At 62.7% G+C, this 23,092-nt stretch carries 24 protein-coding genes; 11 read left to right on the forward strand and 13 right to left on the reverse strand.

Annotated features, from left to right (window positions below; genetic code table 11):
- Position 1: 1 nt before the first annotated feature.
- The 6 genes from paaE to HMPREF3009_RS10325 all read right to left on the reverse strand — a co-directional run bounded on the left by paaE (position 2) and on the right by HMPREF3009_RS10325 (position 4,454).
- Positions 2–1,162, reverse strand: a complete 1,161-nt coding sequence (gene paaE, locus HMPREF3009_RS10300) for a 1,2-phenylacetyl-CoA epoxidase subunit PaaE (protein WP_070681764.1) — start codon at positions 1,160–1,162, stop codon at positions 2–4.
- Entirely contained in the window at positions 1,162–1,701 is a 540-nt protein-coding gene (paaD, locus tag HMPREF3009_RS10305; RefSeq protein ID WP_070510120.1) for a 1,2-phenylacetyl-CoA epoxidase subunit PaaD, read from the reverse strand. Before paaD ends, paaE begins: the two co-directional genes overlap by 1 nt.
- Before the next feature lie 27 nt (positions 1,702–1,728).
- Positions 1,729–2,565, reverse strand: a complete 837-nt coding sequence (paaC, locus tag HMPREF3009_RS10310) for a 1,2-phenylacetyl-CoA epoxidase subunit PaaC (RefSeq protein WP_070517300.1) — start codon at positions 2,563–2,565, stop codon at positions 1,729–1,731.
- Positions 2,562–2,849, reverse strand: coding sequence for a 1,2-phenylacetyl-CoA epoxidase subunit PaaB (paaB, locus tag HMPREF3009_RS10315; protein ID WP_046648767.1), 288 nt, complete (start codon positions 2,847–2,849; stop codon positions 2,562–2,564). Before paaB ends, paaC begins: the two co-directional genes overlap by 4 nt.
- 48 nt (positions 2,850–2,897) lie before the next feature.
- Complete coding sequence (gene paaA, locus HMPREF3009_RS10320; protein ID WP_070510126.1) at positions 2,898–3,884, reverse strand: 1,2-phenylacetyl-CoA epoxidase subunit PaaA; 987 nt, start codon at positions 3,882–3,884, stop codon at positions 2,898–2,900.
- A gap of 111 nt (positions 3,885–3,995) precedes the next feature.
- A complete protein-coding gene (locus tag HMPREF3009_RS10325) occupies positions 3,996–4,454 on the reverse strand; it encodes a hotdog fold thioesterase (RefSeq protein WP_070517297.1) in 459 nt (152 codons plus the stop codon).
- A gap of 112 nt (positions 4,455–4,566) precedes the next feature.
- Here HMPREF3009_RS10325 and HMPREF3009_RS10330 point away from each other — a divergent pair, with 112 nt between their 5' ends.
- The 5 genes from HMPREF3009_RS10330 (at position 4,567) to metS (ending at position 10,357) form a co-directional block, all read left to right on the forward strand.
- Positions 4,567–5,187, forward strand: a complete 621-nt coding sequence (locus tag HMPREF3009_RS10330) for a TetR/AcrR family transcriptional regulator (RefSeq protein WP_232745371.1) — start codon at positions 4,567–4,569, stop codon at positions 5,185–5,187.
- A 367-nt stretch (positions 5,188–5,554) separates the two neighbouring features.
- A complete protein-coding gene (locus HMPREF3009_RS10335; protein ID WP_369816119.1) occupies positions 5,555–6,820 on the forward strand; it encodes an AMP-binding protein in 1,266 nt (421 codons plus the stop codon).
- Positions 6,821–6,936: 116 nt separating this feature from the next.
- A complete protein-coding gene (locus tag HMPREF3009_RS10340; protein ID WP_070517291.1) occupies positions 6,937–8,262 on the forward strand; it encodes an MFS transporter in 1,326 nt (441 codons plus the stop codon).
- Positions 8,263–8,544: 282 nt separating this feature from the next.
- The gene (locus tag HMPREF3009_RS10345) at positions 8,545–10,164 is read left to right on the forward strand and encodes a sodium-dependent transporter (RefSeq protein ID WP_070517287.1); all 1,620 of its coding nucleotides are present in this window, start codon (positions 8,545–8,547) and stop codon (positions 10,162–10,164) included.
- 25 nt (positions 10,165–10,189) lie between these two features.
- Positions 10,190–10,357, forward strand: a complete 168-nt coding sequence (gene metS, locus HMPREF3009_RS10350) for a methionine/alanine import NSS transporter subunit MetS (protein ID WP_046648774.1) — start codon at positions 10,190–10,192, stop codon at positions 10,355–10,357.
- 43 nt (positions 10,358–10,400) lie between these two features.
- On the opposite strand, the gene HMPREF3009_RS10355 is transcribed toward metS, so the two are convergent.
- Positions 10,401–11,366, reverse strand: coding sequence for an MDR family oxidoreductase (locus tag HMPREF3009_RS10355; RefSeq protein ID WP_070510141.1), 966 nt, complete (start codon positions 11,364–11,366; stop codon positions 10,401–10,403).
- An 86-nt stretch (positions 11,367–11,452) separates the two neighbouring features.
- Between HMPREF3009_RS10355 and HMPREF3009_RS10360 the strand changes: the two genes are divergently transcribed.
- Complete coding sequence (locus HMPREF3009_RS10360; protein ID WP_070510144.1) at positions 11,453–12,025, forward strand: VanZ family protein; 573 nt, start codon at positions 11,453–11,455, stop codon at positions 12,023–12,025.
- Positions 12,026–12,028: 3 nt separating this feature from the next.
- On the opposite strand, the gene HMPREF3009_RS10365 is transcribed toward HMPREF3009_RS10360, so the two are convergent.
- The 3 genes from HMPREF3009_RS10365 to HMPREF3009_RS10375 are packed head-to-tail and all read right to left on the reverse strand — an operon-like array spanning position 12,029 to position 14,810.
- Positions 12,029–13,048, reverse strand: a complete 1,020-nt coding sequence (locus HMPREF3009_RS10365) for an NAD(P)-binding domain-containing protein (protein WP_070681769.1) — start codon at positions 13,046–13,048, stop codon at positions 12,029–12,031.
- A complete protein-coding gene (locus HMPREF3009_RS10370; RefSeq protein ID WP_046648778.1) occupies positions 13,049–13,669 on the reverse strand; it encodes a response regulator in 621 nt (206 codons plus the stop codon).
- Entirely contained in the window at positions 13,605–14,810 is a 1,206-nt protein-coding gene (locus tag HMPREF3009_RS10375; protein WP_070681772.1) for a histidine kinase, read from the reverse strand. Before HMPREF3009_RS10375 ends, HMPREF3009_RS10370 begins: the two co-directional genes overlap by 65 nt.
- Positions 14,811–14,925: 115 nt before the next feature.
- On the opposite strand from HMPREF3009_RS10375, the gene HMPREF3009_RS10380 reads away from it, so the two are divergent.
- The 3 genes from HMPREF3009_RS10380 to HMPREF3009_RS10390 all read left to right on the forward strand — a co-directional run bounded on the left by HMPREF3009_RS10380 (position 14,926) and on the right by HMPREF3009_RS10390 (position 17,449).
- On the forward strand, positions 14,926–15,921 hold the full coding sequence (locus HMPREF3009_RS10380; protein WP_046648780.1) for an ABC transporter permease: 996 nt from the start codon (positions 14,926–14,928) through the stop codon (positions 15,919–15,921).
- Complete coding sequence (locus tag HMPREF3009_RS10385; protein ID WP_070510149.1) at positions 15,921–16,571, forward strand: ABC transporter ATP-binding protein; 651 nt, start codon at positions 15,921–15,923, stop codon at positions 16,569–16,571. Before HMPREF3009_RS10380 ends, HMPREF3009_RS10385 begins: the two co-directional genes overlap by 1 nt.
- Positions 16,572–16,672: 101 nt before the next feature.
- The gene (locus tag HMPREF3009_RS10390) at positions 16,673–17,449 is read left to right on the forward strand and encodes a YwaF family protein (RefSeq protein WP_232745370.1); all 777 of its coding nucleotides are present in this window, start codon (positions 16,673–16,675) and stop codon (positions 17,447–17,449) included.
- A 160-nt stretch (positions 17,450–17,609) separates the two neighbouring features.
- Here HMPREF3009_RS10390 and HMPREF3009_RS10395 read toward each other — a convergent pair whose 3' ends face one another.
- The gene (locus tag HMPREF3009_RS10395) at positions 17,610–19,211 is read right to left on the reverse strand and encodes a bifunctional ADP-dependent NAD(P)H-hydrate dehydratase/NAD(P)H-hydrate epimerase (RefSeq protein WP_070681775.1); all 1,602 of its coding nucleotides are present in this window, start codon (positions 19,209–19,211) and stop codon (positions 17,610–17,612) included.
- A gap of 10 nt (positions 19,212–19,221) precedes the next feature.
- Complete coding sequence (locus HMPREF3009_RS10400; protein WP_046648783.1) at positions 19,222–20,037, reverse strand: Fpg/Nei family DNA glycosylase; 816 nt, start codon at positions 20,035–20,037, stop codon at positions 19,222–19,224.
- A 77-nt stretch (positions 20,038–20,114) separates the two neighbouring features.
- Between HMPREF3009_RS10400 and HMPREF3009_RS10405 the strand changes: the two genes are divergently transcribed.
- Positions 20,115–21,611, forward strand: coding sequence for a DUF1846 domain-containing protein (locus HMPREF3009_RS10405; RefSeq protein ID WP_070681778.1), 1,497 nt, complete (start codon positions 20,115–20,117; stop codon positions 21,609–21,611).
- Positions 21,612–21,664: 53 nt separating this feature from the next.
- The gene (locus HMPREF3009_RS10410) at positions 21,665–22,594 is read left to right on the forward strand and encodes an oxygen-dependent tRNA uridine(34) hydroxylase TrhO (RefSeq protein ID WP_070681780.1); all 930 of its coding nucleotides are present in this window, start codon (positions 21,665–21,667) and stop codon (positions 22,592–22,594) included.
- Positions 22,595–22,600: 6 nt separating this feature from the next.
- Here the strand turns inward: HMPREF3009_RS10410 and HMPREF3009_RS10415 are convergent, their stop codons facing one another.
- Entirely contained in the window at positions 22,601–23,083 is a 483-nt protein-coding gene (locus HMPREF3009_RS10415; RefSeq protein WP_049154484.1) for a hypothetical protein, read from the reverse strand.
- Positions 23,084–23,092 lie beyond the last annotated feature (9 nt).

The raw sequence follows: 23,092 nt of genomic DNA on the forward strand, positions 1-23,092 counted from the left end.
CCTAGGCGTCGAAGTCGAGAACGATGGTGGGCGTGGTTGGGCGCGACTGGCAGGTGAGGATGTAGCCGGCCTTGACCTCATCGGCCTCGAGGGCGTAGTTCTCCGCCATGTCGACCTCGCCCTCGACCAGCTTGGCGCGGCAGGTGCCGCACACGCCGCCGGCGCAGGCGAAGGGGACGTCGGAGCGCACGCGCAGGGCGGCATTGAGCAGAGACTCGTTGGCAGAGACCGGGGACTCAACAGAACCGGAGAGGCCATCGAGCTGGAAGTTGATGGTGACGTTATCGCCTTCCGGATCCACCTCGACGTGGCGTCCAGATTGGTTCTGATCCCCAGAGGGCTTGCCGGTGGTAAACAGCTCGTAGCGCACGTCCTTCTCACCCACATCGCGGCCAGCCAGCTCATCGCGCACCAACTGCACTAGCTCGAAGGGGCCGCAAAGGAACCATTCGTCGACAGTGTCCGTGCGCACGACGTTATCCAGCAGGGTCTGGAGTTTTTCGGCATCGATGCGCCCGGAGAACAGCGGGTTAACGCGCTGCTCGCGGGACAGGACGTGGTGCACGGCAAAGCGCGTAGGGAACTTGTCCTTGAGGTCACCAATCTCCTCGGCGAACATGACGTCGCCGCCGCCCTTGTTGGCAAAGATGAGCTCGAAGGTGGTGTCGGGGGAGGTGTGGAGCACGGTCTGGGCGATGGCCATGATTGGCGTGATGCCGGAGCCCGCTGCAATGGCCACGAGGTGTGGGTTCTCCAGCTTCTCCAGTTCTTCGCGCACGGCCTCGGGGTTGTTAAGGCCGGTCAGGTGAGTCTTTGAGGTGAACGCGCCCTGCGGGTTCATCACGTCCATGGTGTCGCCGGGCTGCAGGGTGTCATTGGCCCACGTGGAGAAGACGCCACCGCGGTCGCGCTTGATGGCGACGCGCAGCACGCCGTCGCGAGGCACATCGCAGATGGAATAGGAGCGGCGGACTTCCTGGCCGTCGATGGTTGCCCGCAGTGCAACGTACTGGCCGGGGATGTAGTCATAGTCGTCCTGGAGCTCCGGAGGGATAGCGAAGGAAACCTCCACGGAGTCTGAAGTCAGGGCGCGCACCTCGGACACGGTCAGGGTGTTGAACGTGGCCTTCTTCTTTGCGGGGGCAGACGGGGTCGTGGTCATTAGTGCACCTTGAAGTAGTCGAAGGGCTCCAAGCAATCCTGGCAGTTGTAGAGAGCTTTGCAGGAGGTGGAACCGAATTGGGCAAGCTTACGTGTGCGGCGGGAGCCACAGTGGGGGCATTCGATGGCCGGCGGCGGTTCGAGTGTGAGCGGGATAGGACCTTCCGGCGTGGCCCGGGTTTTTCCGCTGGGCGGGGCAATGCCGTAGTCCTTGAGGTTTTGCCGGCCGGTCTCCGTCATCCAGTCGGTGGTCCACGCCGGGTGGAGAACGAGGTCGACGCGCACCTTCGCGTAACCGGCATCGGTCAGCGCTGTGGTGATGTCCGCCGTGATGTGTTCCATGGCGGGGCAGCCGGAGTAGGTGGGGGTAATCGTGGCCACCGCGGTATCGCCATCCAGGCGAGCGTCCCGAAGAATTCCAAGGTCGGCGATGGAAATCACGGGGATCTCCGGATCGGGCACCTCGGCGGCGACGTCCCACACGTGGGCGTCGTCAGGCTGCGTGGGGCGCAGCGGGTGGGATTTATCTGTGATGGACACGATGAAACCTTGGTCCTTTCCTTGTCTTTACCAGGTCGCGCCGGGGTGTTGGCGCGCCAAGGACTGCATCTCCGCGAGGATGAAACCGCGGTGCTCGGAGAAACGCCCGGTGCGCTGCCCGGAGCGGGCTTGCTTGACGTCCGGGATGGCCAGACCTGCCTTGTCTAGGACGTAGGCGATGCGCTCATCGAACTGCGCGCGCAGGCTCGAGGGCAGAACTGCGATGCCTTCTGCCGCCAGCTTCTCGTGAAGCGGGAGATCCTCGAAGAGCTCGTCAAGGTAGGGCCACATGTACATCAGGCCCTCCGTGATTCGGCGGTGGGACTCCTCGGTGCCTTGGCCCAGACGAAGAATCCACTGGTTGGCGTGGTCGACGTGGTACTCGACTTCCTTGATGGCCTTCGCCGCGATCGCCGCAATGGTTTCATCCTGCGACTCCAGCAAGGCCGTGTAGAGCCCGTACTGGTAGTAGGAGAAGAGCAGCTGGCGGGCGATGGTGTAGCCGAAGTCGCCGTTCTCCTGCTCGACCAAGCGCGCGGAGCGGAACTCCTCCTCGTTACGGAAGTAAGCCAAGTCATCCTCGGTCTTGCCCCATGCGGTACCGGCGTAGGTCAGTAGGAAGCGGGCGTGCCCGATGAGATCGAGGGCGATGTTGCCCAGTGCGATGTCCTCTTCCATCTCCGGCGCGCGGGAAATCCACCAGCCCAGGCGCTGGGCCAGGATGAGGGCGTCATCGCCCAGCATGAGCGCATAGCGAGCCGTGTCCTCGGGGGCCACTGCGCCGGAGGCGGCGATGTCTTCTGCGGTGATGCCGTTGCCCTGCGATTGCTTGGTCGCAGAATCGGCGGCTGCAAATCCGGTCACAGGTGCGGCACTCCTTCCGACTTGTCGTAGTACGTGGCGTGGCGGTAGCTCTTGCCCTGGGGGGATTCGAAGAATCCGCCCTTGGAGTCCGGGTCGGAGGAGGCAATGGCCTCGCTGGGCACGACCCAGACGGAGGTTCCCTCGTTGCGGCGGGTGTAGAGATCGCGGGCATTGCGCAGGGCCATGGTGGCATCCGGTGCATGGAGCGAGCCGGCGTGAACGTGGGAAAGGCCGCGGGAGGAGCGTACGAAGACCTCCCACATGGGCCAGGTGGAGCTAGACATGGAATCTTCCTTAAAGTCTCGAAGCTGGTTGAGCAGTGTGCTTAGGGGTTAAGCGATGAGCGAGGTATCAGCCGAGTGGTGCTTCTCGGCGTAGGCTGCGGCAGCCTCACGGACCCACGCGCCGTCGGCATGCGCTTGGCGACGTCGCTGCATCCTCTGCACGTTGCAGGGGCCTTCGCCCTTGATGACGGCCTTGAACTCGGACCAGTCGAGCTCGCCGAAGTCGTAGTGGCCGCGCTCTTCGTTCCATTTCAGGTCCGGGTCCTCGAAGTGCAGGCCAAGGGCTTCGGCCTGCGGGACAATCATGTCCACGAAGCGCTGGCGCAGTTCGTCGTTGGAGAAGCGCTTGATGTTCCACGCCATGGACTGCTTGGAGTTGGGGGAGTCATCATCCGGCGGGCCGAACATCTGGAGTGCGGGTCCGTAGAAACGGTTGATGGCTTCCTGCGCCATCTGCTTCTGCTCGGGCGTTCCGTGGGACAGCTCGTAGAGGATCTCCCAACCTTGGCGCTGGTGGAAGGACTCTTCCTTACAGATGCGCACCATGGCGCGGCCATAGGGTGCGTAGGAAGCACGGCAGAGCGGGACCTGGTTGCAGATGGCGGCGCCATCCACCAACCAGCCGATGGCTCCGATGTCGGCCCACGTGCGCGCCGGGTAGTTGAAGATGGAGGAGTATTTGGCGGTGCCGTCGAGAAGCTGATGCACCAGTTCGTCGCGCGAGGTGCCCAAGGTCTCCGCAGCGGAGTAGAGGTAGAGGCCGTGGCCGGCCTCATCCTGCACCTTGGCCATGAGGATGGCCTTGCGCTTGAGCGAAGGCGCGCGGCTGATCCAGTTGGCCTCCGGCTGCATGCCGATGATTTCGGAGTGCGCGTGCTGGGAAATCTGACGCGTCAAGGTCTTGCGGTAGGCAGCCGGCATCCAGTCGGTGGGCTCGATGCGGGAGTCTTCGGCGATGAGCTCGTCGAAGCGCTGCTGTGCTTGTGCTTCATCCGCGGCCGGGACGGCGGCGAGTGTTTTCTCTGATGGGGTCATGGGAGGAATCGTTCCCTCTCTGCTCAGTGTCGGCTCGGTGATACTTACTGACTGGTTGGTCAGTATATGGGGCATGTGTGAGCTATGTCAACCAAGTTTGTGAGCTGCGCCCTACTTGTTGCGGTTCTGGGGCTTGGCGGGCAGCACGCGGTATGTGCCGCGGAATTCGGCGATGGGCTTACCCTTGATGCTGAGGGTGACGTCGACAACGCCGTTGCGGCCCCAGGCTTGGCGGGTCACCCCAACCCCGTCAACGACATCCCCTTCGAAGGCGGGGGCGATGTAGTGAATCGAGTTGTGCGCGGCCACGGCCAAGTCGCCACCGGAGTTGCAAACGCCGGCGAAGATGGAATCGGCAAACATGTATAAATAGCCACCCTGTGCCGTGCCATGTCCATTGCACATCTCCGGGCGGACGGTGAAGTGGCCTTCGCACTTGCCGACGTCTAGCGCGGTAATCTTCGCGCCAATCTCCGCGGTGGCACGGTCATCGTCGAACATGGTGCGCACGTGGGTGAACTCGGGGCTTTCGGCGACGCCGGGGGCGAGGATGGGGTGCTCGGTGCTCATGGGAATTCCTCCTTGAGGTAAGGGGTTTCCGCAGTGCTGCCGAGGGAGCGAAAAGGGGTGTGGTGGCTCACTAGTCTAACGGTGCTCGGGGCTCTCTGCTTGAATGGACTGCGTGAAGAATGAGAAATCCACTGTCCAGGGCGCGGCACGTGGCCGCCCCGGCTACTCCCGTGAAGATGTCATTCGTGCAGCTGTCCGTGCTTTTACAGCCCGCGGCTACGACGCCACGTCGATGGATAATGTGGCGAGCGAATTGGGGATTTCTAAGTCCGCGCTCTATCACCACATCTCTTCCAAAGAAGAGATTTTGGAGCTCACGGTAGTGCAGGCACTGAGCCGTTTGGAAGCGGTTGCGGAAGAGATGGCCGCGGCCGATGTGTCGGCGGGGGAGAGGGTGCGCGGGCTGTTGCGTGGCTCGATTGAGGTGCTGTGCTCCGACCCGAAGTCTGTCGCGCTCTTGCTCCGTTTGCGTGGAAACTCCGAGGTGGAGCGGAGCGCGTTGGAGCGCCGCCGTACGCTGACGCGTTCCGTGGTTCCGCTGGTGGAGGCTGCTCAGGAGGAGGGTGCTATTCGCTCCGATATTGAGGCTCCGCTGTTGACCCGCATGATTTTCGGAATGATTAACTCGACGTCTGATTGGTACGAGCCGGAGGGTCGACTTGGTGCCGAGGAGCTGGCCAGTGCTTTTGAGAGTGTTGTGTTTGGCGGCCTAGCTCCGCAAGCGACGGGCTAGTCGCGATGGGCAAGTAGTTGATCAGCTAGTCGGGGGCGAGCGTTTCGCTCCGCCGTTGGGGCTCCATATGGGGGTGGGGGCTTCTTTTGTCGGTGAAACCGTCGTGGCCTGCGATGATGTGTTGCGCTTCAAAAACTTGGACTAATTGTGTTGTCTATCACGACAACGGCCTGTAGTGTACGTCACAAGACTTACCCAACCGAACGGTAAGTAATTAACGTACTTTTGTGCGTTGTCCCAGCTAACCAACTTCTTGCAGCACTTTCGAGGGAGCTTAAAGGGTGTGGTATTTCCCCTCTCCTCGAAATGAAAGGCAAATGACGTGACCGCAACGTTTGATATCTTCTCTGACCACCACGGCCCCCAGATGGGCATTGAGTACGCCTCCCGCGATGAAATCATTGCGCTGCAGACCGCGCGCGCGAAGAACGAGCTTCGCCACGCGTACTACAACGTCCCGCACTACCGCCGTGCGTTCGATGAGAAGGGCGTTCACCCGGATGACTTCAAGGAACTCGCGGACTTTGCGCTGTTCCCGTTCACCGACAAGGAAACCCTTCGCGCGGAGTACCCCTTCGGGATGTTTGCTGTTGGCCAGAACCAAATCTCCCGCATCCACGCTTCTTCCGGCACCACGGGTCGCCCGACCGTCGTGGGATACACCGAGAATGACGTGCGTATTTGGGCCGAGCTCGTAGCCCGTTCGCTGCGGGCAGGCGGCCTGCGCAAGAGCGATAAGGTTCAGATTACGTTCGGCTATGGCCTCTTTACCGGCGGCCTGGGCGCTCACTATGGCGTTGAGGCCCTAGGAGCCACGGCGATTCCGACCTCCGGTGGTCAGACGGAGCGCCAGATCCAGATCATGCAGGACTTCCAGCCGGACGCAATTCTGGGTACGCCGTCTTACGTGCTCAACCTCCTTGACCGCATGCGCAAGGAAGGCCTGGATCCGCGCGAATCCTCCCTGCGCGCCGGCGTCTTTGGCGCCGAGCCGTGGAGCGAGGGAATGCGCCGCGAACTCGAAGAAGGCTTCGGCATTACGGCCACCGATATCTACGGCCTCTCCGAGGTAATGGGCCCTGGCGTGGCCCAAGAATGTGTCGAGGCCAAGGATGGCCTGACCGTCTGGGAGGACCACTTCTACCCAGAGATCATCGATCCGGAGACCATGCAGCCGGTTCCAGACGGCGAGTACGGCGAGTTGGTCATCTCCTCCCTCACCAAGGAGGCCTTCCCGATCATTCGTTACCGCACCCACGACATCACCCGCCTGCTCCCGGGCACTGCGCGTTCGATGCGTCGCATCGACCGTATCTCCGCTCGTAACGATGACATGATCATCCTGCGTGGCGTGAACTGCTTCCCGTCGCAGTTCGAGGAGATCATCACTGAGGACCGCGTGCTTCGCCCGCGCTACCAGTGCGTGCTGAGCAAGCGTGGCCGCATGGACCACCTCACCCTGGTGGTTGAGCACTCCTCGGAGGCTACTCCTGATCAGATCGATGCCTCCGCCGCGTGGCTGAAGAAACAGATCAAGGAGCGCATCGGCGTCACTGTTGGCGTCGAGATCACTGACCACGTCGATTGCGGTGAGGGCAAGGCCAAGAGGATCGTCGACAACCGCGATCAGTAAAACGCTGCCGCGTTCTCGGCTTCTTTGGCACGCCCCGCCTCACCATTGTCCCTTTCGTTCACTGGCTTTAACTGTATCCACCGTGCTTCTGCACCCATAGAGAAAAGACTCCCACTATGTCTGCACCAGTCACCCAACAGCCTGCCCAAGGGCCGGGAATCACCACAGAGCACAAGCGCGTGCTCGCCGGTTCGATGGTCGGCACCACTATTGAGTGGTTCGACTTCTTCATCTACGCTCAGGCCGCCGGCCTGATCTTCGCTACCCAGTATTTCGATCCGGTCTCCAACGAAAGCGCCTCGCTCGCTCAGATCATTGCCTGGGCGTCGCTGGGTATCTCCTTCCTTTTCCGTCCCCTCGGGGCCATTCTGGCCGGCCACTTGGGTGACCGGCTCGGACGCAAGCCGGTTCTTGTCGTCACGCTGGTTGGCATGGGCTTGGCCACCATGCTGATGGGTGTGCTGCCTACCTACGCCTCCATCGGCATGGCAGCACCTATCCTGCTGGTGCTCTTACGTATCCTTCAGGGCCTCTCCGCCGGCGGTGAATGGGGCGGTGCGGCGATGCTGGCCGTTGAGCACGCCCCGCACGGCAAGCGCGGACTTTTTGGTGCGTTCCCGCAGGTAGGAGTACCCCTCGGCATGTTCCTGGCCACCATCTTTATGCTGGTGCTCTCCGCCGTCCTGACTCCGGAGCAGTTCCTCGCCTGGGGCTGGCGTATCCCGTTCCTGTCCTCAGTCGTGCTCATTCTCTTGGGCTACCTGATCCGCCGGGCGGTAGAAGAGTCCCCGGCCTTCGCGGAGATGGAAGAGCTGAAGGAAAAGTCCACCGCACCGCTCGCGGTCCTGTTCAAGGGCCACCTCGGAACCGTCATCAAGTGCGCAGTTATCTTCGCCGCCAACAACGCGATTGGCTACTTCGTCATCGCCTACTTCACCGCCTATGGCACGAAGGTTGTGGGCTATACCCGCCCCCAGGCCCTTGGGGTAGCCCTGATCGCGTCGATTGGTTGGTTTATCGGCACGCTGTACTTCGGCCACCTGTCTGACCGGGTGGGGCGGCGCACGACGTTCATTGGCGGCTACATCGTCTTGGCGCTGTATATCACCCCGGTGTTCTGGGCGGTTGACTCGGGCAACGTCATGTTCTTCGGCGTGGCCGTGTTCCTCCTAGGTGTCATCCTGGGTGCGACCTATGGCCCGCAGTCAGCGATGTACGCGGAGATGTTCCCGGTGCGGGTGCGCCTGTCGGGCGTGTCCATCGGCTACGCCTTCGGCTCCATCATCGGTGGTGCCTTTGCCCCGATGATTGCAGAGATGCTGTACACGCGGTACGAGACCTCGATGGCCATCGCCGCCTACGGCATCGCGATTTCGGTCGTGTCCCTCATTGGTGTGCTCGCCGTTCCCAAGGGGATTCAGGATCGCGATTTGCACGTCTAGTTTCACCATCTTCTTCGCTCACTCTTTGCCCTTCATCGCTCAGCTACTTTCCGGGACCCAATGTTTCGGACGGGGAGCAGAGTGTTGAGGGGCAGTGGCGGTTTTAGGCCTCTGGCCATGGGGTTAAGGCAGAGGTAAAGCTTCAGAAATAAATATTCAAAACGGTACCTATAGGTTGGCAGTTAGACTAAGCTTCTCGCTAATACTCGCCGTACGCGGTCCGTATAAACAATTCCTACGGTCTTGCGGTGCGCGATATTTGCTCAAGAAGAAAGTTCTCTCATGACCACAACAACCCCGCATAAGACTCGCTCTACACGCGATACTTTTAATACGCGCTTCGTCTTCCTCATGGCCGCCATCGGCTCCGCCGTCGGCCTGGGTAATATCTGGCGCTTCCCCTACGTTGCCTATGAAAACGGTGGCGGTGCCTTCCTCATCCCGTACATGGTGGCCTTGCTGACCGCCGGTATTCCCATCCTGTGGTTCGACCTCGCCATTGGTCACCGCTTCCGCGGTTCTGCACCGCTGGCATTTCGCCGTATCAGCAGCCGCTGGGAAGGAATCGGCTGGTTCAAAGTCGGCGTGAACTTCTTCATTGCCATCTACTACGCTGCCATCATTGCGTGGGCGGCGCTCTACACCATCAAGTCCGTGAACCAGGCGTGGGGAGAAGCTCCCGCGGACTATTTCATGGTTGACTTCCTCCAGGCGGACCCAGAGGCAACCTACTCGGGCCACGTCGTCCCCGCCATTCTGGGCGTCATGATCCTCGTATGGGTTGTCTGCATCGCTACGCTGGCCACGAGCATCAACAAGGGCATCGGCAAGCTGACCTCCATCTTCCTGCCGGTCCTGGCCGTCATGTTCATCATTCTGGTGATCCGCGCCTTCTTCCTCGACGGCGCCGCCGAGGGCCTCAACGCCTTCTTCACTCCGGACTGGTCCGTGCTGAGCAACCCGTCGGTGTGGATCGCCGCCTACGGACAGATCTTCTTCTCCCTGTCCATCGGTTTCGGCATCATGATCACCTACGCGTCCTACCTCAAGCCGCGCACCAACCTCACCAACACGGGCCTGGTTACTGCCTTTGCGAACTCCTCCTTCGAGGTTCTCGCCGGCATCGGCGTCTTCGCCACTCTGGGCTACATGGCCGCCCAGCAGGGCGTGTCTGTCGATGAGGTGGCTGAGTCTGGTATCGGTCTGGCCTTCATCGCTTTCCCGACGATCATTAACCTCATGCCGCTCGGCTGGCTGTTCGGTGTCCTCTTCTTTGGCTCCCTGTTCCTGGCCGGTGTGACCTCGCTGATCTCCATCATGGAGGTCGTTGTCTCCGCCGTGGCAGATAAGTTCAACATTTCCCGCCGCGTTTCTGCCATCAGCGTTGGCAGCGCGATGGGAGTACTGTCCTGCTTCCTGTTCGCCACCTCCTCGGGCCTGGTCACTCTGGACATCATGGATAAGTTCACCAACAACTTGGGCATCGTCTTCGGCGCCATCTGCGCCCTCGTAGTCGTCGGCTGGGTGACCGGCCGCCGCCGCGAGATCCAGCAGCACATCAACGCCGTGTCGCAGTTCAAGGTGGGTGGCTTCTGGCAGTTCCTGACTTTCGTCGCGACCCCGCTGCTGCTCGTCTACTTCCTGGTCAACGAGATCACCACGATTGTCCGCGAAGGTTATGAGGGCTACTCCTCCACCCAGATTGGTCTTTATGGCTGGACCGTGCTGGGCGTCATTCTGCTCGCCAGCTTCATCATGCCGCTGGTGGACTTCCGCGGAAACAAGTACCTGGACGGCATCGAGACGTCTGATTACGGCGTCCCAGTGGGCGGCCGCCCGGCCGGTACTCCGAACCCACTTGCCGCAGGCAACGCCGCCGCACCGAACACGGACGACAAGTAGCGGCTATAAGGAAAGGAGAATAACAATGACTACAAGCGCAATCCTGCTCTTTATCCTCTTCGTCGTCGTCATCTGGGGCGGACTGGTGGTGTCCTCCATCTGGTTGGCGCGCAGCGACGATGAATTCACCGGCGAGCTGGGTAATGCCCCCGGCACCGACGACGAATCGCTATCGCACCGCGTGCACCACTAAAGGGGCCGGGCAGTATAAGGCTGCCCGCTCACACCTGCCCTGCCTATATCTCGACGACCGTGCGCCCATGGCGGGAGCCGGCGCGCAGCTCTTGAGCGGCAGTGGCGACATCGGCCAGCGGCACCGTTTCAGTAATAGAGTTCAGCATGTTGAGGTCGAGGTGTTCGTCGAGAAGCTGCCAGGCGGCCTCACGCACCTCGCGGGGTGCATCGACGGAGTTACCGCCGGCCAGCACGATGCCGCGCAGGATGAACGGCAGCACCGAGGCAGGAAGATCCGGACCAGCCGCCATACCGGTGGCCGCCACCACGCCGCCCCAGCGCACCTGCGCCAGCACGTTGGCCAAGACGGTGGAACCGGCGGTGTCAATGGCGCCGTCGTACAGCGCCTTCTGCAGCGGGCGGCCGGTCTCAGACAACGCTGTGCGGTCGAGCACGTGATCCGCGCCGAGTGAGGTGAGGTACTCCGACTGGGATTCCACGCGGCCGGTGACGGCGGTAACCTCGTAGCCGGAAGACTTGAGCAGCTGGACCGCGATGGATCCCACGCCGCCGGTGGCCCCGGTGACGAGGATATGGCCCTTCGTCGTGCCGTGCGTGCGCAGCTGGTTCACGCAGATAGCGGCGGTGTATCCGGCCGTACCAATTGCGGCGGCATCGTGCGCGCTGAAACGCTGGGGTACAGGGATGGTGGCTTCACCGTTGACGCGCTGGCGGGTGGTATAGCCGCCATGGCGGAACTCGCCCAGGCCATCGCCGCAGGAGACGACAAGCTGGCCGGGGTCCAGGCGAGAATCAGAAGTCTCCGCCACGGTGCCCACCACATCGATGCCGGGGACGAGCGGATCGATGCGCATGACACCTTTATCGCCCTCCAAGGCCATGGCGTCTTTGTAATTGAGGGAGGAAAACTGCACATCCACGACCGTGTCACCTTCCCCGAGCAGGGGCTGCTCTTGGAATGAGTGCGTTACTCCGGAATCCGTGCGAGTGACAATCAGTGTGTTCATGGACACTATCGTACAGAGGATGTGAAGCAGTGTTTTCTGGCTTCTGCTTCAGCCGATTGCCAGCGAAAACCACTAGGGTGAGGCGCATGACTGGGATAGAAGCTCAACGCTCGCGCAATCGGCTGCGGCCCGCGCCGGATCCGTATCGCCACCTGCTTCGTGATTCCCTCCTTGTCGCGGCCCTGTCCCTAGTGGTCGTGGTGTTGGCGACGGTGGGCAAGCCCTTCATGGACATCCCCGGCGTGGTGGATGGTTCCGCGCACGCGGTGCGAAGGGTCAACCTGCAGCTCTTTGGCGGTTTTGAGAACGCCTCCGTGTGGTACGGCGGGTGGACCGATCTCCTGGGGAATATTGCTCTCTTCATGCCGCTGGGAGCGGCGATTTACGTGGCCGGGCGCAACCGTGCCAGGATCCGCTGGGGCTTGGGCGGGGCGATGCTCATCGGCCTCGTGGTTAGCCTGTGCATAGAAAGCGCCCAGTACATCTTTGCCCTGGGCTTTAGCGACATTGATGATCTTCTGTACAACACCGTGGGCTCTGTCCTCGGCGCCGCACTCATGGCGCGCGTGGGGCGCGAGGAGCAGATGAAGATTCTGCGTCGCCTGGGATTCCTGCTTGCGCTGGCAGCGGTGGTGCTCCTCGCCATGGTTGCGCTCTAGCGCCTAGCGGGAAGAGCGAACGAGCTTGGCGACGTCCGCCGCCACCTGCCGTGCATAGGGTGACACACCGGTAATCGTGGCCGAGCCCGGACCAGTCCACGAGCCATAGCCCACGGGGAAGAAGCCTTCCACCGTGGGCTTTCCTTCTGCCAACAGCCCGGGGAACGGGCGCAACGCTGGGCGGAAGCCGGTGGCCCAGATGAGGTCGCTGAAGCCTTCGCGGTCCAATTCATCGAGCGAGGAAAACATGTCGGTGGCGCGCAGCAGCCCACTATCGCGGGCCTTGAGCACCGGCGGGACCATGACGATATCCCCCAGTTCTGTTTCGGGGCCTGGGTCCGGTTCGCCGCGAAGCTTCGCCAGCATGCGCTGACGGTTGCGGCTAAAGAGCACGCGCCCATCCACATCATCCGGCATCCAGCGCGGCGGGTGCGAGGTGAACCACGTGGTGTCCACACCGGCGAGGGCTAGCTCGGCGGCGATCTGGGCACCGGAGTTGCCCGCGCCGACAACGGCCACACGGCTGGTATGGCCGCTGCTGGTGCTGGTTAAGAAAGGATTCGGCCCCGGGTAGCTTGCCGTGTGCCACTGGCGCCCCTGAAACTCACCGGGGTAGAAGGGGATGAACGGCGCGGACCAGGTGCCCGTCGCCGCCACGACGGTCCGGGATCGGAACTCACCGTGAGTGGTGAGAAGGCGGAAGCGGGGATCGTCGTCAAGCACGCGCTCCACCGCCACCCCGTGCCGGACCGGCAGGTCATAGCGCTGCTCATAGCGGGTGAGGGAGTCCACCACATGGGAAGCCGGCGGGAAACCCGGGTAAGAAGGCATGGGCCAGCCGGGCAGCGTGGAGGAGTGGGCATCGCTAAAGAGCGTGAGTGAATCCCACACGTGCTGCCAGGCCCCGCCGGGGGAGGAGTTGGCGTCGAGGATGAGGAAATCGAGCTTCTGACGGCGCAAGTAATAGCTGGTGGCCAGGCCGGATTGGCCGCCACCCACCACGATGCAATCGTAGGTATGCATCTATTGGATGAGCTTTCGCTCGCGGGCCGCGGAGACGGCCGCCGTGCGGGTTTCCACGCCGAGCTTTTGATAGACGTGGATGAGGTGGGTCTTGACCGTGGCCTCGGAGATGAAGAGCCGCTGGGCAATCTGCTTGTTGGAATCTCCCGTTGACAGCGCCTGCAGGATCTCCAGCTCGCGCGGTGAAAGTGCAGTCTCCGGCTGTGCCAAGCGCTCCGCTAAGAGGTTGGTGACCTCAGGCGCCAAGGTCCGCTTTCCCGCGGCCGTGTCGAGCACCGCGGCGTGCAGGGTTTCCTCGGGGGCGTCCTTGAGCAGGTAACCCAGCGCGCCCGCCTCCACGGCGGCCAGGATATCCGCCTGCGTGTCATAGGTGGTGAGAATGAGCACCGGTGGACCGTCGAGCTCGCGCACGCGCCGAGTGGCGGCGATGCCGTCGACGTCCGGCATCTGGATATCGCAGACGACCACATCGATATGGGGAACATCAGCATCCGCCAGCTTTTCGACGGCCGAGCCATCGGAGCCTTCCAACACCACCACGATGTCGGGGAAGGCGTTAAGAATCGCGCGCAGCCCGGCGCGGACTACGGGGTGATCGTCGATGAGCATCACGTTGACCATTGCTGCTGCTTCCTGTTGGGATTCGCACCGCGAGTGCGGTGCCGGCGGGTGAAGATTCTACCTGGACGCTGCCGCCAACGCTGCGAACACGCTGCTCCAGGCCGGTCAGCCCGAAGCCCCGTGGTCCTTCGATGCCGCGGCCGTCATCGACGACATCGAGGATGATTCCATCCTCGAAAGAGCCCAGAGTGACCACGGCGCGGTCGGCGTCGGCGTGTTTCATGACATTGGTGAGACCTTCGCGCGCGGCGCGCAGGATGACGTGGGAAAACTCGGTGGGGACGTCGGCACTGCCGGTGAGCTTGAGCCCGAAGCGGGTGCGCAGCCCCAGGCCCTTAGCCTGGGCTTGGAGCTCATCCACAAGTGTGCGCAGTTCCGCGTCGATGGAGGAGGCAGGCGCCGCCAGCTCTTTGACGAAGCGCCGGGCCTCCGCCAGGTTGTCCTGGGCCACTTTTTCAATGAGCGCGAGCTGCTCGGTGACATCCTGTTGAGCGGAGGTGTTCTTGGCGGCGCGGCTGAGCAGGACGATGGAGGACAGCCCCTGCGCCACGGTGTCATGAATCTCGCGGGAGAGCCGCTCCCTCTCCTCGAGGCGCCCGGCTTGGTGCTCGCTGGCCGCTAGCTCCTCCTGGGTCTCACGCAGTTGCTTGGCGACGGCCGCGTGGTGCGCCGCCTCCGCCTGAACCCGGCGGGCGGCGTGGTAGACGCCCACGGCAAAGCAGGTGCCGATGAACGGCCCGATGGCTGCGGCCGCGGTCCAGAATTGCGGGTGGATCCATGCGGGGACGAAGGCGGCGACGGCCCACAGCACCACGCTGGCGACGATTCCCGGCCAGAAGGGAAGCGCATGGATAAAGACGAAGACCAGCGGGAACTCGAGCCACATGAAGTCTTGGGCGTGCACCATAAGCCCGATCCACAGCAGGCACAGGGCGGCGAGCCACAGCGTGGTGGGGACGGGGCGGGTGATGGGGCGGGAGCCGAAGATGGCAAACCCCGTGTAGACCACTGCGAGTGCGATGGAGAGGCCGAGAGCGCGGGCGTCAAGGCGGTCATCGGCCCACGCGCGGAGCACGCCGAAGACGAGGAGAAAGCCAAACATGGCGTGCAGTCCCACGGTCCACAGTTTATTGCTCATCATCACGGCGCTCCAGCTTATCCTCTGGCTGGACGAGGGGGAATCAACCAACTGGTTGAGTGGAGGTTCAACTGGCTACTCGATTACTTTCTGCGCTGGCCACAGCAGGATTAATAGTATGTTCCTGGCATTGAGAGAGATAGTCACCGCCCGCGGTCGGTTCTTCCTGATCGGCGGCGTCGTGGCTCTAATTACGTTGTTGCTCGTTATGTTGTCCGGCCTGACCCAAGGCCTGTCCAAGCAAAATACTTCCGCACTCGAGGCACTCGGGGAGCAGACTCCTTATGTGACCTTCTCGACGGAAGACCCGTCCTTCACCGAGTCGGAGATCTTCGCCGAGGATGTCCCCGCTTCTGGCATTCCGCTCGGTACTTCGCAGACCAAGCTTGAGGGCCACGGCGGCGTGGCGGTCTTCGGCCTGCCCGAAGGTACCCAGATCCCTGGCTCCAGCACCGTGATTCCGGAGGAGGGCATGGTCTTGAGCCAATCCATCGACGACGCCCTGAACGCGCCATCCCGGGGCACCCTCGGCGGCGTGGACCTGGACGTGAACGCGGTGGTTGAGGATGAGTACTATTCCCACTCCCCGGTGGTGTGGGTCTCCACCGCAACTTGGCAGAAGGTCTCCCATTCCCCCGAAGACATGGTGGGTGTGGCCGTGCTGTCCCACGAGCCGACCGACACCTCCGTGTCCATGGGCAAGGCCCTGTCCGGCCTGCCGGCTTATAGCTCGGAGCGCGGCTCCCTGCTGACCATGCAGGCCTTCCTCTACGGAATCTCCGCGCTGGTCACCATCGCTTTCCTGAGCATCTGGACCATCCAGCGCACCCGTGACCTGTCCATCCTGCGTGCCCTTGGCGCCAGCGTGAAGTACCTGCTCAAGGACGCCATCGCGCAGGCTGCCATCATCCTCGCGATTGGCGTAGGGGTCGGCGCGCTCGTCGGCTGGTTGCTGGGCCTTGCCGCCCAAGGTGCCGTGCCCTTCGAGGTCTCCGCCATGACCGTCATCGTCCCCGCGCTCGGTATCTGGCTGCTCGGCATCGCTGGTGCTTTCCTGGCCACCCGCCGCGTTTCCAAGATCAACCCGCTCGACGCCCTAGGAGGCAACGCCTAATGACTACCACCGCTTCTTCCCCTGCACTGTCCCTTCGCGACATCGTGGTGACCTACCCAGACGGCCAGTCCCGCACCACTGCACTCGACGGCGTCAGCTTGGACGTCAAACCCGGCGAGCTCACCGCCGTCATCGGCGAATCCGGGTCCGGCAAGTCCACCCTGCTGTCCGTAGCCGCCGGCCTCATCGAGCCGGACTCCGGCAGCGTGGAGCGAACCGGCTCCCGCGGGCTCATCTTCCAGCAGGCCAACCTGCTGGCCGCCCTGACCGCGCGCGAACAGCTGCTCATCATTGACCACATGGAGGGCCGCAAGCCGCGCCAGGATCGTGCCGATGAGCTGCTCAGTTTCGTGGGCTTGGAGGGCTTTGGGAACCGCCGCATGAACCAGCTTTCTGGCGGCCAGCGCCAGCGCGTCAATATTGCCCGCGCACTCATGGGCCAGCCTTCCGTGTTGCTTGCGGATGAGCCCACCTCCGCCCTCGATTCCAAGCTTTCGCGCGACATTGCCAAGCTCCTGCGCGGTGTCACCGAGGACTTCGATACCGCAACCCTGTTCATTACCCACGACCGCAGCTTGCTCGACTATGCCGACACTGTGGTCGAAGTCAAGGACGGAAAGCTCTCCGAATACTCCGAGCTAGCCGCGTAAAAACCCTCTCATCTCTCACGTGTTCATACAAAGGGGTAAATTAATACCCCGTTATGATACGACCCCGCAAGCCCCGAGTAAGCCCAACTGACTACCCGCGCATGCAGCAGTGGACTGCGCTGCATGCGCTCATGTTGAGCATCACCGTGGTGGCCTGCGGGGTCTTTATCGTCGCTGCCCGCAGGATCAAGGGAACCTCCCGCGAAACCTTCATCCGGCGGATGGTGGGCTGGGCCTTGCTGGTGGCGGGTACTGCGTGGACGGTCATCTCCCTGGACCCTAAGCAATTCGATATCCGCGAGTCTTTGCCTTTGCACCTGTGCGATGTGCTGCGTCCGATCCTGGCGCTGGGCCTTATCACCGGCAATGAGCATGCCCTGACCCTGTCTTACTTTTGGGGCATCATCCTTAACCCGCAGGCCATCATCACCCCGGACGTCATCTACTACTTCTCCCCGCGCTGGCTGCGGTTTGGCACCTATTGGTTCTTCCACATCGTGGCCCTCGCTGTGCCGCTGGCGCTGACCTTTGGCTTGGGTTACCGGCCGACGTGGAAGGGCTATCGCTTCGCCGTGAAGGTCACGCCGCTGTGGATGGCTATCGCGATGGCAGTCAACGCGAAGACCGACGGCAACTATGGCTTCCTCAACCACGCGCCGGGAAGCCCCTCCATCATCAACCTGCTGGGACCCTGGCCGGGCTACATCGCGGCCGAGACCCTCGCCGTCGCAGCAGCATGGGCCGGGATGACGTGGCCGTGGGAGAACACCTCGCTGCGCCGCGGCACGGTGGCGGTGGGCCCGCGCGGGCTCATGCGCAAGTCTGTGGGTACCGCGTCCGGGACACTGCGCCGGGCCAAGGTACGTTTTCGTAAATAGTGGCCCGAAAATCGCGAAATTCTAGGGCTTCGTTGCGAAAACGTACCAAGGTGGTGGCGGCCAGGTACGGATCGATCAAACAAGGTCCCAGATTTTCAAATTTCTGGGCGCTATTTGATCGAAACGTACTTAGCGGCGGAGCTAGCGCCGGGCCAAGGAGCTAGCGCTCGGCGTTGAGGAGCCGCGCGATGGCCCGCGGGATAGCCGCAGCGATCTGGGAGGCCGAACAGGGCGCGAAGCCCTCGGGGGTTTCGGCCGCGATGGCCGCCGCGTGCGCGTGGATGGCACCGGCGTGGAGGACCTCGGCGATGACCCCGGCAGGTGACGCGGCGGGAGCGCTGGCGAAGAGCTGGGCCATGACCGCGCCGAGGATACCGGAGAGCACGTCTCCGGAGCCGGGGGTCGCGGCAAAAGAGTGACCGGCGTTGAAGGAATAGAGCGGCTGGCCTGGAGCGGTGACGCGGGTCAAGCGGCCTTTGAGCAAGATGATGCTGTCCAGCTCCTCGGCTAGCTCGTGGAGGGCAGTGCCCCACCCAGCAGACGCATCGGGAGCAGATCCGAAAGTGGCCTCGTAGAGGCGGATGAACTCGCCTTCATGCGGGGTGAGGATGGTCATCGGGTGCTTGGTAACTTGCTGGCGCAGGGAGGTATTGCGCGCTAGAAGCGTCAGGGCGTCGGCGTCGAGAACGGTGGGCAGGTCCTGCGCTAGCACCTTGCGCAGTTCGGTGGCCGCCGCGGCATCGGTACCGCGGCCAGGGCCCACGACCCAGGCCTGGGCCTGTCCGGCGGAGGCCACGTCAGGATGGCAGACCAGCTCGGGCAGCAGAGAAGTAATCGAGTTATCCCCGATGAAACGTACCATCGAGGGCGTGGCGCGCACCGCCGCGGTGGCACAGAGGATCCCCGCACCCGGGTAGGTGCCGCTTCCGGCGGCCAGGGCGACGACCCCGCCGGAGTACTTATCGGAGCGCGCGCCTGGTGTGGGATCGGTGATGGGGCCCGTGCAGCCAACCGGCCAGGGGCGGGAAGCGCGCCCGCCCGGCAGATCGAGTTCGCCCGGCTGCCACGCATAGGGCGTCGGCACGGAGGGCTCGTGAGCGATGAATGCCGCTGGTTTATCCAGTTCAGCGAGGGTCTCAGCGAAGGAGGGTGCGCCGGGCAAGAAGAGATCGGAGACCACAACCTGCCCGCATTCGGCGGCCAGCGCGTGGCCGAGGCGTGGCGAGCCAAAGGTGGCGGTGACATCGGCGTTAACGGCATCCGCGGCGCAGACTCCCGTGTCGGCGTCGACGCCGGTGGGCATGTCGACGGCTAAAACCGCGGCCCCGGCAGCGGTGGTATCGCGGTAGAGGGGCAGGGCTGCACCGGAGAGACCGCGGGCGGATCCGAGGCCAGCGATGGCGTCGATTAGCAGTGTGCTGCCTGAGGGCGCGCTGCCGTTAGGCAGCGCATCGGCAGAAAGGACCGTACCACCGGCGCTGCAAAACGCAGCGAGGGCCTCCTCGTGGCAACGCTCTGGGACCAGGGCATGGACCGTAACCCCGCGTGAGGCCAGCGCCGCCCCGGCGTAGAGCCCATCCCCGCCGTTGCCGCCGGAGCCAGCGAGAATGAGCACCGCGCCGGGGCGTGCCTCCAACATCACTGATGCGGTTTCTGCCACCGCCGCGGCGGCCAGCTTCATGAGCTGATCCTCATGAGACTGTTGTTCTAGCAGGCGCTTCTCAGCGGCACGGACAGTGGCGACGGTATAAGCAGGGCGCATAACCCACACCCTAGCGCGCGGGTTGGCAGGTGGGGCACCAGAAGAGGTTGCGGCCCTGCATGACCTGCTCCCGGATCTCGGTGCCGCACACGTAGCAGGGTTGCCCGGCGCGACGGTAGACATAGACCTCGCCGCCATGGTCATCTTTGCGGGGCTCGCGGCCCATGGCCTCCGGCGTATGGGCGGGGCGGACCGTGTCGATGCGGCCGCGTTCGACGCCGTAGTCCATGAGATCGACCAGATCAGACCAGATGGCATCGAACTCTGCTCGGTCGAGCTGGTTGCCGGGGATGAAGGGGGAGAGTTCTTGGCGGAATAGGGCTTCTGCGCGGTAGATATTGCCCACGCCAGCAAAGAGGCCTTGGTCCATGAGCATCGCGCCGATGCTGCGCCGCGAGGCATGCACGCGGGCCCATAGGGCATCCGGGTCGGCATCCTTGCGCAGCGGATCCTGGCCCACTTTCGCCACCTTGGCCTGGTATTCCTCCTCCGTAATGAGCGTGCAGAACTGCGGGCCGCGCAGGTTCGCGGCTGTGGTGCCGTTATCGATGCGCAGCCGGATTTGGCCCCACACATCGGCAGACGGCTCAAAGCGTAGGGAACCGATGAGGCCCAGATGGATGTAGATAACGTGGCGCGGGTTATCCGCATCGAAGTGGAGAAAGAGGTGCTTGCCAAAGGCTTCGGCGAGTAAGAGGCGGGAGTCGTCGACAAGCGCGGCCTCCGTAGCGAACCGACCTTGGGGGCTGCTCACGGCCAGCGGCTTGTTACGGAAATCCGCATTGAGTGTCCGAGCAAGGCGGTGAATAACGTGTCCCTCAGGCATGTCAGGAAGTCTACGCGGGGGCAGTGCTGCTGTAGACTTTCCGGGTACTACCCGTTGAACGGAAGGGCCTAAATACTATGGGGCGCGCGCTCGGTTTTGATCGTGAAAAATATATTGAACTGCAGTCGGAGCACATCAACGCTCGACGCAAAGAAATCGGCGGGAAGCTTTATCTCGAAATGGGCGGCAAGCTCTTCGATGACATGCACGCCTCCCGCGTTCTGCCCGGATTCACCCCGGATAACAAGATTGCCATGCTCGAGCGCATCAAGGATGACGTAGAAATCCTCGTCTGCATCAACGCCAAGGATATCGAGCGCCAGAAGATGCGCGGTGACCTCGGGATCCTCTACGAAGATGATGTGCTGCGGCTTGTCGACGTCTTCCGGGACCGCGGCTTCCTGGTCAATAACATTGTCATGACCCAGCTCGAGGAGGGCAATAGCCAGGCGGAGACCTTCATCGAGCGCCTTGAGCGCCTAGGGCTCACCGTAGCGCGCCACCACATCATTCCGGGCTACCCCGCCAACATCGACCTCATTGTCTCCGAGGATGGTCTGGGCAAGAACGACTACGTGGAAACTTCTAGGGACCTCGTCGTGGTCACCGCGCCGGGGCCGGGCTCCGGCAAGTTGGCCACCGCGCTCTCGCAGGTCTACCACGAAAACCTGCGCGGCGTGCAGGCGGGCTACGCCAAGTTTGAGACCTTCCCCATCTGGAACCTGCCACTCGATCACCCGGTGAACCTGGCCTATGAGGCGGCCACCGTGGACCTGAACGATGCCAACGTCATCGACCACTTCCACCTCTCCGCGCACGGCGAATCCACGGTGAACTATAACCGTGATGTCGAGGCTTTCCCGCTGCTGAAGTCCCTGCTGGAGCGGCTGACCGGCACCGTGCCCTACCAGTCCCCGACGGACATGGGCGTGAACATGGTGGGCTTCTGCATCACCGATGACGAAGTCTGCCGCGAGGCCTCCCAGCAGGAGATCATCCGCCGCTACTTCAAGACTTTGGTGGAGGAAGCCCGCAACGGCCTCGACACCACGCAATCCGAGCGCGCTGCCGTGGTCATGGCGAAGGCCGGCATTAAGTCCACCGACCGTCCGGTTGTGCTCCCGGCACGTCAGAAGTCGGAAGAGACGCAAGGCCCGGCAGCCGCGCTGCAGCTTCACGACGGCACCATCATCACCGGCCGCACCTCCCCGTTGCTGGGCTGCTCCGCAGCCGCGCTGCTCAATGCGCTCAAGCACTTGGCCGGCATCGATGATGACCTGCACTTGTTGTCCCCGGAATCCATCGAGCCCATCCAGACGTTGAAGACCAAGCACTTGGGCTCCCAGAACCCGCGCCTGCACACCGACGAGGTGCTCATCGCGCTGTCGGTATCCGCGGCGAAGGACGAGAACGCCCGCCGCGCGCTCGATGCGCTCAAGGAGCTTCAGGCCTGCGATGTTCACACCACCACCATCTTGGGTTCGGTGGATGAGGGCATCTTCCGCAACCTGGGCGTCCTGGTGACCTCCGATCCGGTCTTTGCCCGTAAGAGCGCGCTGTACCAGAAGCGCTAAGACTTCGCCGAAAGATTGGGGATCTTGCCACTAGCAGGCCTAGACTTGCGGGCGTGACTATTGGCAAGATTCTCCTCTACTACTGCTTTACTCCCATCGAGGACCCCACCGCGATCATGCTGTGGCAGCGCTCCCTGTGCGAAAAGCTCGGGCTCAAGGGCCGTATCCTCATTTCGGAGCACGGCATCAACGGCACCGTGGGCGGGGACATGGATGCGTGTAAGCGCTACGTGCGCGAGACCCGCGAGTACCCGGGTTTCAAGAAGATGGAGTTCAAGTGGTCCGAGGGCGGAGCGGAAGACTTTCCGCGCCTGTCGGTCAAGGTGCGCGATGAGATCGTGGCCTTCGGCGCGCCGGGCGAGCTCAAGGTGGATGAGAACGGCGTCATCGGCGGTGGTGTTCACCTCAAGCCCGAAGAGGGCAACAAGCTGGTGGAGGAGCGCGGTGAGGAGGTCGTCTTCTTCGACGGCCGCAACGCCATGGAGGCGGAAATCGGCAAGTTCAAGAATGCCGTGGTGCCGGATGTGCGTACGACCCACGACTTCATCGCTGAACTCGAATCCGGCAAGTATGACTGGATGAAGGACAAGCCCGTGGTCTCCTATTGCACGGGTGGTATTCGCTGCGAAATCCTCTCCGCGCTGATGAAGAACCGCGGTTTTAACGAGGTTTATCAGATTGACGGCGGCATCGTCCGCTACGGAGAAAAGTACGGCAACGATGGCCTGTGGGAAGGCTCGATGTACGTCTTTGACAAGCGCATGCACCACGAGTTTGGTCAGGGCCTAGAGGATCCAGGCTTTATTCAGCTCGGCCACTGCGTGCACTGTGGGAAGGGGACGAATACCTTCCACAATTGCATTAATGAGGACACGTGCCGCAAGCAGGTGCTCATTTGCGATGACTGTATCCAGCACGTGGAAACCCAGCACTGTGGGCGTCCAGATTGCGCCGAGGTGGCTGCGGCCCAGGCGCAGGCCTAGCTTTCGCTAGTTTTCAAGCACCGGGGTGAGCAGGATCTGGATGTCGTTGATGCACCAGATCATGAAGTTGCCGGCCATGACCCAGAAAATCGCCATCCAACCGCGCCAGCGCACGTAGGCCTTGAGTTTGCGCACCATGATGACGGCGCAGCCGATCATGCCGATGAAGGGGATGATCAGCGTCGTCGTGGCGAACACCGTGCGCTGGGTCCTTGTGCACAGCCAAGCGGCGAACTCCACGCGGAGGCAGTCGGTCGTGGTTCCGAAGAACCTGAAGAATCCAGCGAGGAGGAGCGCGTACAGCGCCGAGCTCACGAGGATAGCCACCATAAACCACAGCGCCTGGCGCGAGGAGCGGCGGTTGGCCTCGGCGACGGCGAGGGGATCGGGCTCGTCGGCAAGCTCATCAAAGCTGCGGGGCTCGGGGCGAGGCAGGTTGGTATAGTCCGCGTCGGACGTGAGATCATTTTCGGGGTGCTCTGCTGCCATGCTGTGCAA

Origin of the sequence: Corynebacterium sp. HMSC034H07, assembly GCF_001815175.1 — a bacterium.
GTDB lineage: Bacteria > Actinomycetota > Actinomycetes > Mycobacteriales > Mycobacteriaceae > Corynebacterium > Corynebacterium hiratae.